The sequence below is a fragment of the Ruegeria sp. CK2 genome, from assembly GCF_056536585.1.
Genome location: NZ_JBQFPW010000009.1, coordinates 168,422 through 182,769 on the forward strand (window position 1 = coordinate 168,422; position 14,348 = coordinate 182,769).

At 58.0% G+C, this 14,348-nt stretch carries 16 protein-coding genes; 3 read left to right on the top strand and 13 right to left on the bottom strand.

The annotated features are described in order from the left end of the window. Nucleotides 1–5 precede the first annotated feature (5 nt). The gene (locus tag ACR0BU_RS15080) at nucleotides 6–1,001 is read left to right on the top strand and encodes a hypothetical protein (RefSeq protein ID WP_480736490.1); all 996 of its coding nucleotides are present in this window, start codon (nucleotides 6–8) and stop codon (nucleotides 999–1,001) included. Here ACR0BU_RS15080 and ACR0BU_RS15085 read toward each other — a convergent pair. The 6 genes from ACR0BU_RS15085 to ACR0BU_RS15110 all read right to left on the bottom strand — a co-directional run bounded on the left by ACR0BU_RS15085 (nucleotide 998) and on the right by ACR0BU_RS15110 (nucleotide 6,807). Next, the gene (locus ACR0BU_RS15085) at nucleotides 998–1,591 is read right to left on the bottom strand and encodes a GNAT family N-acetyltransferase (protein WP_480736492.1); all 594 of its coding nucleotides are present in this window, start codon (nucleotides 1,589–1,591) and stop codon (nucleotides 998–1,000) included. The two genes, ACR0BU_RS15080 and ACR0BU_RS15085, sit on opposite strands and share 4 nt — an antisense overlap. Further along, nucleotides 1,588–3,657, bottom strand: a complete 2,070-nt coding sequence (locus ACR0BU_RS15090; protein ID WP_480736494.1) for a molybdopterin-binding protein — start codon at nucleotides 3,655–3,657, stop codon at nucleotides 1,588–1,590. Before ACR0BU_RS15090 ends, ACR0BU_RS15085 begins: the two co-directional genes overlap by 4 nt. Then, a complete protein-coding gene (mobB, locus tag ACR0BU_RS15095; RefSeq protein WP_480736496.1) occupies nucleotides 3,654–4,145 on the bottom strand; it encodes a molybdopterin-guanine dinucleotide biosynthesis protein B in 492 nt (163 codons plus the stop codon). Before mobB ends, ACR0BU_RS15090 begins: the two co-directional genes overlap by 4 nt. Further along, nucleotides 4,142–4,786: a molybdenum cofactor guanylyltransferase MobA gene (mobA, locus tag ACR0BU_RS15100; RefSeq protein ID WP_480736497.1), complete on the bottom strand. Its 645-nt coding sequence runs from the start codon at nucleotides 4,784–4,786 to the stop codon at nucleotides 4,142–4,144. The genes mobB and mobA overlap by 4 nt, the downstream gene beginning before the upstream one ends. A 58-nt stretch (nucleotides 4,787–4,844) precedes the next feature. After that, nucleotides 4,845–5,798 carry an AEC family transporter gene (locus ACR0BU_RS15105; protein ID WP_480736498.1) on the bottom strand — a complete coding sequence of 318 codons (954 nt, stop codon included), beginning with the start codon at nucleotides 5,796–5,798 and terminating at the stop codon, nucleotides 4,845–4,847. Nucleotides 5,799–5,859: 61 nt separating this feature from the next. After that, nucleotides 5,860–6,807: a formate dehydrogenase accessory sulfurtransferase FdhD gene (locus ACR0BU_RS15110; protein ID WP_480736500.1), complete on the bottom strand. Its 948-nt coding sequence runs from the start codon at nucleotides 6,805–6,807 to the stop codon at nucleotides 5,860–5,862. Between ACR0BU_RS15110 and ACR0BU_RS15115 the strand changes: the two genes are divergently transcribed. Together ACR0BU_RS15115 and ACR0BU_RS15120 are read left to right on the top strand one after the other, a co-directional pair. Beyond that, the gene (locus ACR0BU_RS15115) at nucleotides 6,806–7,516 is read left to right on the top strand and encodes an AzlC family ABC transporter permease (RefSeq protein ID WP_480736502.1); all 711 of its coding nucleotides are present in this window, start codon (nucleotides 6,806–6,808) and stop codon (nucleotides 7,514–7,516) included. The genes ACR0BU_RS15110 and ACR0BU_RS15115 overlap by 2 nt on opposite strands. Then, nucleotides 7,513–7,845: an AzlD domain-containing protein gene (locus tag ACR0BU_RS15120; protein WP_480736504.1), complete on the top strand. Its 333-nt coding sequence runs from the start codon at nucleotides 7,513–7,515 to the stop codon at nucleotides 7,843–7,845. Before ACR0BU_RS15115 ends, ACR0BU_RS15120 begins: the two co-directional genes overlap by 4 nt. On the opposite strand, the gene ACR0BU_RS15125 is transcribed toward ACR0BU_RS15120, so the two are convergent. From ACR0BU_RS15125 to ACR0BU_RS15155, 7 genes are all read right to left on the bottom strand, one after another. After that, the gene (locus ACR0BU_RS15125) at nucleotides 7,834–8,466 is read right to left on the bottom strand and encodes a hypothetical protein (RefSeq protein ID WP_299080621.1); all 633 of its coding nucleotides are present in this window, start codon (nucleotides 8,464–8,466) and stop codon (nucleotides 7,834–7,836) included. The two genes, ACR0BU_RS15120 and ACR0BU_RS15125, sit on opposite strands and share 12 nt — an antisense overlap. 18 nt (nucleotides 8,467–8,484) lie before the next feature. After that, entirely contained in the window at nucleotides 8,485–8,619 is a 135-nt protein-coding gene (locus tag ACR0BU_RS15130) for an aa3-type cytochrome c oxidase subunit IV (RefSeq protein ID WP_298935376.1), read from the bottom strand. A 68-nt stretch (nucleotides 8,620–8,687) separates the two neighbouring features. Further along, nucleotides 8,688–9,248, bottom strand: coding sequence for a hypothetical protein (locus tag ACR0BU_RS15135; protein ID WP_480736505.1), 561 nt, complete (start codon nucleotides 9,246–9,248; stop codon nucleotides 8,688–8,690). After that, complete coding sequence (locus ACR0BU_RS15140) at nucleotides 9,235–11,073, bottom strand: glycerophosphodiester phosphodiesterase family protein (protein ID WP_480736507.1); 1,839 nt, start codon at nucleotides 11,071–11,073, stop codon at nucleotides 9,235–9,237. The genes ACR0BU_RS15135 and ACR0BU_RS15140 overlap by 14 nt, the downstream gene beginning before the upstream one ends. Nucleotides 11,074–11,137: 64 nt before the next feature. Further along, entirely contained in the window at nucleotides 11,138–11,590 is a 453-nt protein-coding gene (locus ACR0BU_RS15145; protein ID WP_298935379.1) for a DUF6173 family protein, read from the bottom strand. A gap of 3 nt (nucleotides 11,591–11,593) precedes the next feature. Beyond that, on the bottom strand, nucleotides 11,594–12,640 hold the full coding sequence (locus ACR0BU_RS15150; RefSeq protein ID WP_480736509.1) for an MBL fold metallo-hydrolase: 1,047 nt from the start codon (nucleotides 12,638–12,640) through the stop codon (nucleotides 11,594–11,596). Next, complete coding sequence (locus tag ACR0BU_RS15155) at nucleotides 12,640–14,343, bottom strand: acyl-CoA dehydrogenase (protein ID WP_480736510.1); 1,704 nt, start codon at nucleotides 14,341–14,343, stop codon at nucleotides 12,640–12,642. The genes ACR0BU_RS15150 and ACR0BU_RS15155 overlap by 1 nt, the downstream gene beginning before the upstream one ends. Nucleotides 14,344–14,348: the final 5 nt, after the last annotated feature.

Genomic DNA, 14,348 nt, shown 5'->3' on the forward strand with positions numbered 1-14,348 from the left:
GCGTCATGTCAGGGTCAAAACCTGATCCGGAATCCGAACGACCAACATCGCTTGGCATCTACGACCGCCCTCGCGTGCCGTCTGTGACCGGAATCGAAATTGCAGCATTGGTACTCAGCCTGATCTGGCTGGTGGTGTCCGTTGTCTTTCTGATTATGCCGGGTCAGGAACAGGGCAGCGGTCTGATTGTGACTTTTCTGGCAGTCTTCATGCCTGTGGCAATGATCTGGGTTGCCGCCATGGCCATGCGTGCCAGTCGGATCATGCGCGAGGAAAGCGCCAGGTTGCAAACAGCGATTGATGCGATCCGCAATACCTATGTCATCCAACAACAGCGCGCCGCCAGCACATATGAACCGACTGTCAGCAAAAAGCTGGACGAAATTGCTCAAACCGCAAAGAAGACCGAGGATGCGCTGGCGACTTTCTCATCTAAACGCAGTGCGCCAGCGAGAGTTGCATTGCAACAGGCCGGCACCGGCGATCAAACCTCGCTGGAACTTGGCACCCCAGCAGAAGAAATCGCGCCGCCACTGACCACAGATGTTTTCGTCAAGGCCCTGAACTTTCCGGAAACGCAGGACGATACCGAAGGGTTCGACGCGCTGAGGGTCGCGCTGAAGGATCGTAAGACCGCGCAATTGGTCCAAGCCTCGCAGGATGTGCTGACACTGCTCAGCCAGGAAGGCATCTATATGGACGACCTGCGCCCCGACATGGCGAGACCTGAGGTCTGGCGGCAGTTTGCTCAAGGGGCACGCGGAAAGACGGTCGCAGCGTTGGGCGGTATTCGGGATCGTTCGTCTTTGGCACTGACCGCGGCTCGGATGAAACAGGACCCGATCTTCCGAGATGCCGCGCATCATTTTCTGCGCCGTTTCGACAATATGATTGTCGAGTTCGACTCGATCGCTAGTGATGCCGAGCTGACGGCATTGGGCGAAACCAGAACAGCGCGTGCGTTTATGTTACTTGGACGCGTGGCTGGCACGTTTGACTAGTCGGGGACAACCACCCAGCACATTTTAGTGGCGCTGTTGAACCCGAATATGTGTTTGAACGGGCCAGTCTGTTCCTGACCCATGGCCTGGAACCCTTGTCGTTCATACAAAGCGCGGGCACGTGGGTTGGTATCGATCACATCCAGTTGCACTTCGGTCATTCCGGCCTGCCGCGCCTGGGCTTTGATGGCGGCCAGAAGCGCTGTTCCCACACCTTGCCCGCGCGCCTCTGCTGCAACGAAGATGCCGTCCATCTGAAACACACCGGGTTGCAGGTCACGTTCCAGAACGCTCAGGATCAAGCCGCGCCAGATCGCACCAAACCACCCGTAAACGCGGGCAAGATCGGTCATGCTGCCCCCCGCAAGACCGCCCTCTTTTGTCTTGAAGCCTGCAAGCCCCAACATCTGCCCATCCAAGTCGCGGGCAACAAGTGCGAAGTCCGGGTTCAATACGGTTTCGAAAAACGCCAAACCTTTGTCGTCGGGCCCCATGACCCGGCTCAGCTTGGCCGCGAAGGCCTGCCAGAACAGGGCAGCGGCCTGCGGTCTTTCAGCCGCAGTAAATCCACGCGAAATCGAAATTGTCACAACCCAAAACTTCCATATGGGATAAAGCGCACTAGGTCGCCGGGTTTGATATGACGTTCGCCATCTTCTATTTCAACCAACCCTTCGGCCCAGCTGAGCCCGCTGATACGGCCTGACCCTTCCGAATGAAAAACCTCGACCTGACCCTCGCGAACGCGCGCGCGCAGGTATTCCCGCCGCCCTGGCTTTTTGCGTTTTTCAAACGCCGCGGGAACGTCGAACCCTTGTGGTTCTGTCCAGCCCTGCCCCGACATCAGGCCCAGCGCCGGGCGGGCAAAGATCAACGTGCAGACCAGTGCAGCCACTGGATTGCCGGGCAGGCCGAAAACCGGCTTCCCCGACCACATGCCCAGAGCCAGCGGGCGTCCCGGCTTAAGCGCGATACGCCATTCCTGCATGGCACCGGCCTGCCGTAACAGAGCCGACACATGGTCTTCATCCCCTGCGGACGCCCCGCCGCTGGTAAGAATGACATCCGCCTGATCCGCTGCCTCACCCAAGCGAGCCTGCAGCTTGTCGCGGTCATCCGACACACGTCCCATATCAACCGGGATAAACCCTAACCGGTCAACCAGCGACAAAAGCATCGGGCGGTTGGCGTCAAAAATCTGCCCCGGCCCAGCGCTGGCGCCCGGCTCCACCAATTCATCTCCGGTAGACAGGATTGCCACGCGCAACGGGCGGCGCACCAACACCTCAGAGACTCCAACCGCTGACATCAACGCCAGATCAGCAGGTGTGGCTTTACGCCCGGCACAAAGGGCCACATCGCCTTCGACCACATCCTCGCCTGGGCGCCTTGTGTTGGCGCCTTGTTTCATTGGGCCATGAAACGCAATCTTGTCGTCCCGAACTGTCACGTCTTCTTCTAGAATTACAGTGTCCACACCTTTAGGCAGCGCGGCCCCTGTTAGCACGCGCAGGGCACTACCTGCGGGGACCTCACCAGCAAACGGGATACCCGCCGCTGCGCGACCATGGGTCAACGGCATGACGCATACGCCTTCAGGGATCGGCCCCGCAAAACCATAGCCGTCCACGGCTGTGTTGGGTTGCGGCGGGTTCGACCGGTTCGCAATTACATCCTCGGTCAGAACCCGCCCCATAGCTTTGGATACCGACACACGCTCAGACGATGTGACCGGGCGCAATCTGTCCTGCAATAGGGCCAGCGCCTCGTCGACCGGCGTCCAGGAGACGCCAGCGGGCAACGCGAAACAATCGTTTCGCAACGGCGGCGGTACAATGTTCGACTTGTCCTGAGATACGCCCAAAATCCAACCTTCCTCTGCGGCTGAGACATCCAATTGGCCCATCAATTCCTGATCTGTCAATTGCGACAGTGCCAGGGCGACCTGCTCGACCTGCCACGCATCCTTGATCCGTCCTTCTGGTGCAGCACCAAGGTTTAGCGATGGCCAGATTTCGACGAACGCGACCGGTTTATCAAGTGGCTCGAATGGCCAGATCGACACTTGCCCCTGAAACAGGCTCCGCAGTCGGTGCAACACCGGCAGACCCATCATCACCTGGCCGCCAACCGCACCTGCACCCGCCATTTGCCAGCATGTGAAGCTGCCCTTGGCCAGGCCTTCCACCTTTCGACGGTCGGGAAACGGGTTCTGATAGTCTGCTTTGGTGCGCGGCAACCCGTCGATATCCCGACGCAGGCCATTCATCCAGAACGGGCCTTTGCCGCCAAACTGCCTGTTGATCTGACCGGCTAGGTCAAAGCGATTATTGGCCGCTGGGGTGTCGCTGATATGTGCTTCCAACCACTCCCACAGGACAAGTGGATTGTCTGTCCCGGTAATCGCCTTTGCAAAGCCCGACGGGTAGCCGAATGGAAAGTCAAATCCCACAAGCACCTGTCGGTCAGTTGCAAGCTCACTTCGGATAAAACTGCTCAACCAGTCCTCAGCAACCTTCCGGTTGCGCAAATACACTGGGTCACCTGATTGACCCCTACGCGCAACGCAAACCCAGATCGCATCCTTGCGAGGGCGTGGCCCGGTATCATTTCCACCGGACCAATCCACCATCACAAAGCTATGAAACAGCGTCACAAACCGACCTCGTCCAAAATAAAATCCGCAATTTCGGCGGTGGCGTTCAGATCAAAAACCGGGCGGTCCAGCTCCAGCGGTGTGTCGCTGGCAACAGCACGGATCGTGTCATCATCGGTGGCGATCAGAGTGTTGCCGGGTTCAGCGCGGAACGCCTCGATCTTGGGGTGACCTGCGCGCTTGTACCCCTCGATCAACACCAGATCGACAGGAGAGAGACGGGCCAGTAGCGACTCCAGCGTAGGTTCTGGTGCACCCCGCAGCTCTTGCATCAGCGCAACGCGCTGGCCCGAGGCCAATAACACCTCATGCGCACCGGCCACCCGGTGGCGATGGCTGTCGCGGCCTGGCTGATCGACATCAAAGCTGTGGTGGGCGTGTTTGACGGTTGAAACAGTAAAGCCGCGCCCGGTGATCTCGCTCACCAGTCGCTCCATCAACCCGGTTTTACCAGCGTTTTTCCAACCGGTGACACCGTACAGCCTCATGAGTGTTCCAGCAGTTCTTTGGCCCGGTTCAGGTCTTCGGGTGTGTTGACGTTGAAGAAGGGATCAAAGGGCTCGGCCTCAAACAAGGCCTCGCGCCCGTCATGTTTGTCGGTCCACAACACCACTTTGCGCAGGCCGTTATTCAGCACTGTGCGCAAATCATCGCGCAGGGCGACCGGCCAGAGGCCAAAGGTCGGGTGTCGATTTATCCTTTTCCTGCCGCCAGATTTCAACATGTCTTCCCCGGTCCGGGGGGTTGTCGCGAGTACAAGTGGATGCGCCTGGCCCTCAGAGGCCTGCACCAGACGAGCCACCAGATCACGTGGGAAGAACGGCGTATCCGCAGCCGCGGTGATGATGCGATCTGCCCCGAGTTCGGCAGCCCAGTCCAAACCTGCCAAAACCCCAGCCAACGGGCCGGCAAAACCGTCTATCGAATCTGGAAGGACCGGAAAATCCAAGTCGGCAAAACGCGCAGGATCGCCATTGGCGTTCAGCGCTAGACCGTCCACTTGGGGTCTAAGTCGATCAATGACATGGGCCAATAGGCTTTTAGTCCCGAGCTGTAGCAGGCCCTTGTCCCCACCGCCCATCCGGGTTGCCAAACCGCCCGCGAGGATCAGGCCTAATGGCTGTTTCATTTGGTGGCCCCGATCAATTGTTCACATCCTCAACTCCGCCCGGCACGATAGCGTATCTTCAGCTTAGCTGAAATGCTGATGGGTATAGGTGATGCAGAATGAACAACCACATAACCAACGTGCCTATCGAAAGCAGCGACGTCACTGAAACAGAGTGTGCCGCCAGCTCTGCTTTCTGGTCGTAGTGCTTGGCCAGAAGGAAAGCATGTTTTGCGGTTGGGACCGCGGCGGACACTGTCGCGGCAATAATCCAAAGCGGTGTCATTCCCAACGCGGCAGCGGTTAGAAGCACCAAGCCGGGCAGCAAGATCAGTTTGATCAGCGATACGCCAAGGACGTACAGGCCGGTTTTCCTGATCGCCCCAAGCCGTGTTGCAAAGCCGATTGCAAACAGCGCCACTGCAGACAGCCCTTGGCCCAGGATATGCAAATAGTCGGACACGATGTCCGAAAACCCCAACCCTGTCAGCGAATAAAGAACACCCAGAAAAGCGGACAAGATGATTGGGCTTTTAAGTGCGTTGAACACCAGCGTTATCAGCCCAGCGCGGTTCTGATCCTGCGCCGACGACGCGTTTTCCAGCATCACAGTGACAACAAACAACAGAACCGCAATCACGACGATAGAGATTACTGCTGGCAGCGACCCCTTTGAGCCGAACAAGGAATGCAGAACCGGCAAAGCCACCAACCCTGCGTTTGAGGCGATAGCCAGATAAGCCAGCATCGTCGCTTCACCTGCGTTCCATCCCAGTGCGCGGCGGATCAAAATGTACAGCACCATGAACAAGCCGGCGGTCACGCCGCCGAAAGCAATCAGAAATCCGTAATTCAAAAGCTTGCTAAACTCTTCCTGTCCAATCAGCATAAACAACAGGGCTGGGATCAGGACATAAACGGCAAATTGCACAAGCACATCGGCCAGTTTCTCATCAAAAACCTTAGTGAGAGAAAAGAGGTACCCGGTGGCGATGACACCAAACACCGGCGCGATCAGGCTGACAAACTCCAAAAGTACTACCTCCGAAATTGATTGTGCTCACCAGTTCGGTCCTCGAACTGGCCATGCGCTTCTATGCGTTTCTCGAGGCGCTTTTCCTGCGGTGCTTTTTGTCCTCGACACTTACGCTCGCTGGATCCGCGTCGCGGACCAGGCGATCTTCACCCGCAAGACACACAAATCTCTGCCCTCGCATTCGGCCGATCAGCGTCAAGCCGACCTCGCGCGCGATTTCGACGCCCCATGCGGTGAAGCCGGACCGTGAAGCCAGGACTGGGATACCCATCATCGCGGTTTTGATTACCATCTCGGATGTCAAACGGCCTGTGGTGTACAGGATTTTGTCCTCTGGTGCCTCACGCTCGGAGAGCATCCAGCCTGCGATCTTGTCAACGGCGTTGTGACGGCCGACGTCCTCCATGTAGACAAGCGGTCGGTTCTCCCGGCACAAAATTGTGCCGTGGATCGCACCCGCCTCGAGATACAGCGACGGCGTGCGGTTGATCTTGGAGGCCAAGTCATAGAGCCATGAGGTTCGGACCGTGACCTGCGGCAGGCGCACATCCTCCAGCCCCTCCATCATATCACCAAATACCGTCCCTACCGCGCAGCCGCTGGTGCGGGTCTTTTTCTTCAGTTTGTCTTCATACGAAGTTTCACGCGCGGTGCGCACCACCACGGTTTCCAGATCGTCGTCATAGTCGACCCGCGTGATCTTATCATCTGATAGCAGCATCCCCTGATTGCGCAAAAACCCCAACGCCAAGTATTCAGGATAATCGCCGATGGTCATCGCAGTGACGATTTCTTGCGAATTGAGGTAAATCGTCAGCGGGCGTTCCTCGACCACCGAAATGCGTCTGACCTCTCCGTTCTGATCCACGCCCTCGACAGCACGGGTCAGGCGCGGCGCACCCGGGTCTGGCGCGATGATGTAGTCCGTGACATCCAGTTCCGTGGACAATTGCAACCCTTTCCCAAGACGGCTACTGCTGCTGGCATCACCATAGGATTTAGCCATGGCAATCACCACACCCAAGTCATACTTCTGGAAGGGTTTTCGCGACGGGGCACCTTTCGTATTCGTCGCGGTTCCCTTCGGCACCTTGTTTGGCGTGTTTGCCACCGAAGCCGGGTTGAACATTATCCAGGTTCTTGCCTTTTCGGCCACCGTCTTTGCAGGTGCTGCGCAATTCACGGCGCTGCAATTGCTGCAGGAACAAACGCCGACCGCGATTGTGCTGGCCTCAGCCTTGGCAGTGAACCTGCGAGTGGCGATGTATTCGGCATCTCTGACCCCCTACCTTGGGGCCGCCCCGATGTGGCAAAGGGCATGTGCGGCCTATCTGACCGTGGATCAGTCTTACGCCTGCTCGATGATTCAGTTCGAAAAAGAACCTGAGATGTCCCTGCCGCAACGCATGGCGTATTTTTTTGGCTCGGTCACACCAATCACACCTCTGTGGGTTTTTGCGACCTATCTCGGGGCTGTTCTCGGAACTCAGATCCCGGACAGCTGGGCGTTGGATTTCGCCCTGCCGATCACGTTTTTGGCCATGGTCGGGCCGATGATGCGCACCTTGGCGCATGTGTTTGCGGCGATTGTAGCCATTGCGGTTGCAATACTGACAGTCGGGGTTCCGTTCAACCTTGGCCTGCTGATTGCGGGTGCTGCAGGCATGATGGCGGGGGCACAGGCTGAAGTGATGATGGAGCGTCGGAAAGCATGACACAGATTGACGCGACCACCATCTGGTTCATCATCATCGGGCTGGCAATTGGCAGTTTTGCCTTGCGTTTTGCCTTTATCGGTTTTGTCGGCAATCGCCCGATGCCGACCTGGCTGCTGCGCCATCTTCGGTACACTGCGGTGGCTATCTTGCCTGCCCTGATCGCCCCGTTGGTCGTCTGGCCATCGGCGACTGAAGGTCAGCCCGACGTGGCGCGTATGGCCGCCGCCGCCGTGACACTGGCGGTCGGGCTAATCACTAAGAATGTGCTGGCGGCGATCTTCACCGGCGCAGGCACGCTCTATGGGTTGCTGTATCTATTGGGTTGACGTCGCGCTCAGTTGATTGAGGCGTGCATTGTTGGCGGCAAGACCTGCTTGCAGATCGGCATCATCGTTCTCGCGGTACTCTTCCGTGACAACACCGGGTATCTGGCCGAATTGTTCCGAGAGTTTGACGGGGAAAAAGGTGACGTCGATCTGTTCAAACCCGGGCACCTGCTTCAGGATGCTGGCCGTCGAGTTTGCGCAATATGCGCCTGCGACCGGACCACTCTGCTTGGCCAGTTGAAGTGCAATCTCAGCCTGCTGAGGCGTAACCTGGATCGTCTGGATACGAGCATAGTGCGTTTCGCGAGCATGCGAGCTTCGATAGGCCTGCTCGACAGCCGGGGTGATCCCATAAAGCACGTCATCGACAACCGGTACGACATCAGCCCGGAATGACCCCGCAGGATCGAAGATTACCCGTTCACTGCCGCCGATCATCAAAGAGGTATGCGCCCCGGACCCGGTGCGCGTATTGATCATCGTATATAGCGTCAGAGTTGATGGGCCGGGATCGCGGTATGACCGGGCTATAACCTCAGCCTGATCCGCCTGCGGCCGCTTCGACCCGGCGCAACCTGCAACCGTGGCTGCCAGCAGGCAGACAATCAAAATCCTGAACACAGCCGCCCCCGGTAAAATCTACGACGCGAAGACTGCCAGAAACAGGCAAAGGATTGCGATGGCGACTACGCACCATGTGGTGGCCTTGATAAACCCGTCAAATGTTTTGGTTTGAACGGTAATGTCCATGTCGCCGTGCTTGTGTTCAGCCATGTGTCTAAGATTCCCAATTCGCGTGTTTGATATGTTGGATAATAGAAAACGAAGGGCCTGTCACCACGTCATTCGCGCGCAGGTCCGCGCTCTGCGAAAACCGAACATCCGGCGTAGCCAAAGCCCCACCGCCACGGAAGACCGCTGCACGGCCCTCCGCCGAAACGGACAGCCCCGAACATGGCATCGGCAGTTATGGAATGAACAGACCTGACTTGATCGGGCGTCAGGTCATAGCGTTGGGCGTACTCGTCGGCATGGCTATCGCCATGATCCCTAACGCAAGACCGTAAGGTCTCGTCAGCGGACAGTCGAGCATCATAGCTGTCTTCGGCCCGCAGCGCGCCGCCCGCATTGTGGTAGGCCCGATCATGGATCATACAGCAGTCTTCCCACGGCGGTTGTGTCTCATACAGCTCGCCAATTTGCGGGAACGTTTTGGCAACCCACCGCCAACTTGTCGACAATCCGCCCGAGCATCCGTCGGTTTCAAACGGTGTCAGATCAGCCACGTCTCGCTGCGCGATCAAAGCGTGATGGGCCGGCATTTCAAAGCTGCGCATCAAGTCCTGAGCTGACGCGCAGATTGGCAGAACTAGAAAAACCAAGGCCAGGCTAGGGGCTTTCATCACGCATCGCCTCAGTATCGACCTGCATTCCGAACGTGGTGGCCAGCCACAGCATCAGCCTTTCACCGGGTCCCATTTCCGCGCGAACGCGCAGCACCTCTTTTGCCATGGCCGGGCGATCCGTGATCAGGCCATCCACACCCATCGAGGCCATTGCGGACATCTGAAGCGGATCATTCACCGTCCACACATAGATATCCTTGCCCGCTTCATGGACCGAGCGGACAAGACCCGGCGATACCATCGCAGCGTTGACAGCTACAAAATCGCCCTCGAGCCCCGCCAGATCACCGATCGCTGTTGCAGCCAACACACCTGCTCGCCAATCTGGGCGCAGGGCCTTCATCTTTTGAACGGCGGGGTACTTCAGCGACATGGTGGCGATATCGTCCTGCATCCCCAATTCCTCGACCAAACCGGCGACCCGGTTTTCCAGATCAACGTCATGGCCATAATACTTCAATTCGATGATGACCTTGGCCCGGCCCTTTGCCGCAAGCAGCACGTCATGCAAAGTCGGAGAACGCTCCACGGCATATTCTGGTCCGTACCAACTGCCTATATCGATCTCGGCCACATCCTCCATCGTGGCATCCCACACCTTGAGGTTCACGCCAGCAAGTTTCATGAAATCGCTGTCATGGGCAACGATAACAACGTCATCTGCCGTTTCCTGCACATCGATCTCGACCCAGTCTGCGCCATCTTCGATCGCTTTCAGAACCGAGGCCATGGTGTTTTCGGGTCGCAATGCCGCCGCGCCACGGTGGCCAATGACATCGGCGTGATCCGGGGCCTGAACACGCTCTAGCAATCCCTGCCCTAACCACAGGCCGATCAACACGGCAGCAGCCGCCGCGCTGACGGTTACTAAAACGGGTGCCTTAATCTGTCGCGGTTCGGGATGCTGAAAGTCTTTTGTTTGGGTATCAAAAAAGCCGTCCAGCAGAACAGCCAGAGCCCCCAGCGCAGTGGCCGCCAAAATCAGACCTGCCAAGGACCACAACCCCGCGACAACCAAGCTGAGTATCAGCGCTAGTCTCAGGTTCACACCGTCTTGCAGCGGCACAAGCCCGAAAAGCACGCCAGCCACCGCAGCGATCAGAGCCGCAACAACCAGGCGCAGGCCCAACCAAAGGGCCAGCTCGACCTTCAGGCGACCGCGTTTCCTATCCATCCGCCGCGTGCTTTCGTCAAACGCCGCCTTGGGGGCACAATCTTCGAAAAGGACCAAATGCAAAGCCAGCGCCCAAGCTGACAGTCGACGGATCAGCACCCAGGCCAAAGAAAGAACCACGACGCCAATCAGAATGACCGCGAGCCAAAATGCTGGCGGATGAAACGTCAGGTAGTAGTTGATGTCATATTCGGTCAGCGTCCACCACGCGATCAAACCCGCAACGGCCACAAATGGCAGCGCCAGAAGCAACACACGGAAAATGAAACGTACTGCGAACCCAAACAAAGCCGGCAGGCGGGACAAGATCAGGCCGATAGCCGCGCTGCCTGCACGCCACGGGTCGCTTTCCCCCATGCGCAGCGATCCGGCCATGGCCGAGAAGACAAAAACTTCGGCCAGCAAAAACAGACTGAGTACGACCATGGCCGCGATAAACCCGGCAGGTGAAAGCAGGAACATTGCGATGTCCTGGTCTGTCAGTGCGGACTGGTTGGACAAGGAAACCGCAAGATTGACCGCGATGGCGACGCCCGGTGCGATCAATGCGACCAGCAACAATCGCACCGCAATATAGATCGGCAAGAACACCCGCCGCCGTTCCCAGGCCCCGGCATAGGCATTTGTAACGGCAGAGAAATAGCTCACGCGGCGGCCTCCTGAATGGTGAACTCATTCAAGGCTGCGCCAACGTGAATTGCAAGTCAGACGGTTAGGTTTCTTCCAGATCCGCGGCCAGCCGGAACCCGATACGATTGGCTGGTTTGTCTTCGACCGATTTTGGCAGGGCCCGCAGCATGACGTTCAATTGGCTGACATGCTGCACCAGTTGGGTCCGCGCGCCTGTCCCGTCCGAGCCATAAAAGGTGATGATATCCGGGTCGAAATACCCCATCCCTTCGATCCGCATCACACCTGCATCACCTCCGGTAAAGCCCATGGCGACCTCGTGATCGCCATCCAGCGTCTTTTCGAAATTCTGAATATAGAGGATCAGGCGCTCATAGGCCCATTGTGCCGGGCTTTTGTTGGCAACCGGTGTTTGCAGCGTTTCCGGCAGATCCTTCGATCCGGATTCAGCCTCGGGGTTCGAATGGACTTCATAACAACGCGGCAGCGCTGCTGCTTCGGCGGCCTCGGCTGACGTTTCGATCTTGTCCTGCATTCCTCATCCCTTGCGTTGGTACACCCACGCCCCATCCACGCGGCGCGTCCGGGTTACAGCTCCAATGTGGTGAAGATGGTTCACGTGCGCAACCGCTTCGACCAAAGCAAGACCATACTCCCCTTCACGTATCGTGCGTTTGAACAAGGGTGCAAAGCATTCCGAGGCGGCTTTGGGCGTTTCCAGATCGTCCAACAGGCGCGTCAGCGCGCCGTGATGGTTATCAATCAATTGCCGCATCCGTGTCGGTAACCCGGTAAAAGGCAGTTTATGGCCACCCAGAACCAGACGATCGGGATGGGCCAACGGCTGCAACCTCTCGCAGGCCTCAAGCCAGTCCGCGACCGGGTTCGCCATGGGTTCGGTAGCGTACACACCCAGATTGGGGCTGATGGAGCTTAGGATCTGATCTCCGGTTAGGACAAGACTGTCATCCCGGCTCCAGAATGTCGCGTGTTCGGGTGCATGACCATTGCCCATATGCACATCCCAATCGCGGCCGCCCATGCGGATCACATCACCCTGTTTGATCCGAGTGAACCCGAGGGGCATAGGATAGACAGTGTCAGCAAAGTTGAACGGGCGGTCCGCCATTCGTTTGGCCAAAATCTCGGGCGTCATGCCCGCGCTGCGATAGAATTCGAGCGTTTCCGAAGGCCAGTTTTCCTGCACGTCCAGCGTCAGCATGCGCGCAAACAGCCAGGCGGTGCGGCTTGCCACCAGTTCAGCACCATGCTCGGACTGAAACCAACCGGCATTGCCGACATGATCCGGGTGATGGTGGGTGACCACGGCCCGGTTCACTGGTTTTCCCGCCAACGGGCCCGTCAGCAGTGTTTCCCAGATGCCCCGCGTCTTTTTCGACGACACGCCCGTGTCGATCACCGTCCAGCCGTCACCATCGTCCAGCGCATAGACATTGACGTGATCCAAGGCCATGGGCAGTGGCAGCCGCATCCACAACACACCCTCGGCGATTTCGATGGCCTCGCCAGATGCAGGCGGCTCAGACCACGGATATCGGATCGCCGGGGGGTGTTCGTCGTCCATCACGCAACCAAATCGTCGGCGCTGAGCGCAAACAAATCCTCTGCCCCGCTTTGTGCCTGGGCCAAAAGGCCCGAGTGTTCGGGAAGCAGTGCATTGATGTAATAGCGCGCCAGCTTGGCCCTTGGCCCATCAGGTTCGGCAAGTGCGGCAGACAGATGGTAATGGCCACCCAGCACACGCGCAAAGGCGTTCAGATAGGCCACAGCCCCAGCAAAACGGTTGTTCATGTCATCCTGCGAAACCAACCATTCCGTCGCCTCACGCAGCGATTCACTGGCTTCCCAGACCGGTCCTGCAAGCTCGGGCAGTGTCGCACGGGCCTGTTCCGCCTGGTCCTCAATCTCGTCCAACAGGCGCGAGGCTGCCTCACCGCCGTCCATCATTTTGCGAGCGACAAGATCCATCGCCTGAATACCGTTGGTGCCTTCGTAAATCGCCGTGACACGCACATCCCGATAGTACTGCGCAGCTCCGGTCTCTTCGATGAAGCCCATGCCGCCATGCACCTGCACCCCGGTTTCAGCCACGCGCATGCCGGTCTGCGTGCCAAAGGCCTTGCCGATCGGCGTCAACAGAGCTGCGCGCGCAGCCCAATCCGCGTCACCGGTCGCATGTGCCATATCGATAGCGGCTGCGTTGGCCAGCATGATCGCGCGTGCCGCGAATACATCGGCGCGCATTTCGGTCAGCATCCGCCGCACATCCGCATGATCGATGATGGTGCCCGAAGGTGTTTTACCCTGCTTGCGCTCCAAAGCGTAGGTCATAGCATGTTGATACGCACCTTCCGCGGCGCCAACACCCTGCCCGCCAACGCCAAGGCGCGCGTTGTTCATCATCGTGAACATCGCCGCCATACCGCCGTTTTCCTTGCCAACCAGCCATCCGGTTGCGCCGTCGTATTGCATCACACAAGTCGGAGAGCCGTGCAGACCCATCTTGTGTTCCAGCGACACAACTTTCAGATCATTGGCCACGCCCGGATTGCCATTTTCATCTGGCAAGTACTTTGGCACCAGAAACAGAGAAATCCCTTTTGTGCCCGGTACGGCATCTGGCAAACGGGCCAGAACGAGATGGCAAATGTTCTCGCAGAAATCATTGTCACCCCAGGAGATATAGATCTTTTGCCCGGTTACGGCATAGGTGCCATCCCCGTTCGGCTGGGCCTTAGAGGACAATGCACCCACATCCGAGCCGGCCTGCGGCTCTGTCAGGTTCATGGTCCCCGACCAGTCTCCTGAAATCAGTTTGGGCAGGTACAACGCCTTAAGCGCGTCATCCGCGTGATGTTCCAGTGCTTCAATCTGGCCCTGTGTCATCAGTGGTGCCAATTGCAGTGACAGGCACGCAGCGCTCATCATTTCGTTCACCGCAGTTGTTACGGTCATAGGCAGCCCCATGCCGCCATGCTCGGGATCACTGCTCATCCCGATCCAACCGCCTTCGGCAATTGCCTTCCATCCGTCGCCATATCCCGGTGACGTACGCAGCACACCGTTCTCTAGACGTGCAGGTTCAAGATCGCCAGGACGCTGAAGCGGGGCCAGAATCTCTTCGCACATTTTGCCCGCTTCGGACAGGATCGCACTGACAACATCCGGGCTGGCATCTTCGAATTTTTCGGTTGATGCAATCTGATCGAACCCCACCACTTTGCTAAGCAGGAATTCGTAGTCTGAAATCGGGGCGCGATATGGCATGGTTT

Coding starts and splice junctions, on each gene's coding strand:
- ACR0BU_RS15080 (WP_480736490.1), top strand. CDS start 6: ATGTCAGGGTCAAAACCTGATCCGGAATCCGAACGACCAACATCGCTT.
- mobB (WP_480736496.1), bottom strand. CDS start 4,145: ATGAGGCTGTACGGTGTCACCGGTTGGAAAAACGCTGGTAAAACCGGG.
- mobA (WP_480736497.1), bottom strand. CDS start 4,786: ATGAAACAGCCATTAGGCCTGATCCTCGCGGGCGGTTTGGCAACCCGG.
- ACR0BU_RS15115 (WP_480736502.1), top strand. CDS start 6,806: ATGGCAATCACCACACCCAAGTCATACTTCTGGAAGGGTTTTCGCGAC.
- ACR0BU_RS15110 (WP_480736500.1), bottom strand. CDS start 6,807: ATGGCTAAATCCTATGGTGATGCCAGCAGCAGTAGCCGTCTTGGGAAA.
- ACR0BU_RS15120 (WP_480736504.1), top strand. CDS start 7,513: ATGACACAGATTGACGCGACCACCATCTGGTTCATCATCATCGGGCTG.
- ACR0BU_RS15130 (WP_298935376.1), bottom strand. CDS start 8,619: ATGGCTGAACACAAGCACGGCGACATGGACATTACCGTTCAAACCAAA.
- ACR0BU_RS15135 (WP_480736505.1), bottom strand. CDS start 9,248: ATGAAAGCCCCTAGCCTGGCCTTGGTTTTTCTAGTTCTGCCAATCTGC.
- ACR0BU_RS15145 (WP_298935379.1), bottom strand. CDS start 11,590: ATGCAGGACAAGATCGAAACGTCAGCCGAGGCCGCCGAAGCAGCAGCG.
- ACR0BU_RS15150 (WP_480736509.1), bottom strand. CDS start 12,640: ATGGACGACGAACACCCCCCGGCGATCCGATATCCGTGGTCTGAGCCG.
- ACR0BU_RS15155 (WP_480736510.1), bottom strand. CDS start 14,343: ATGCCATATCGCGCCCCGATTTCAGACTACGAATTCCTGCTTAGCAAA.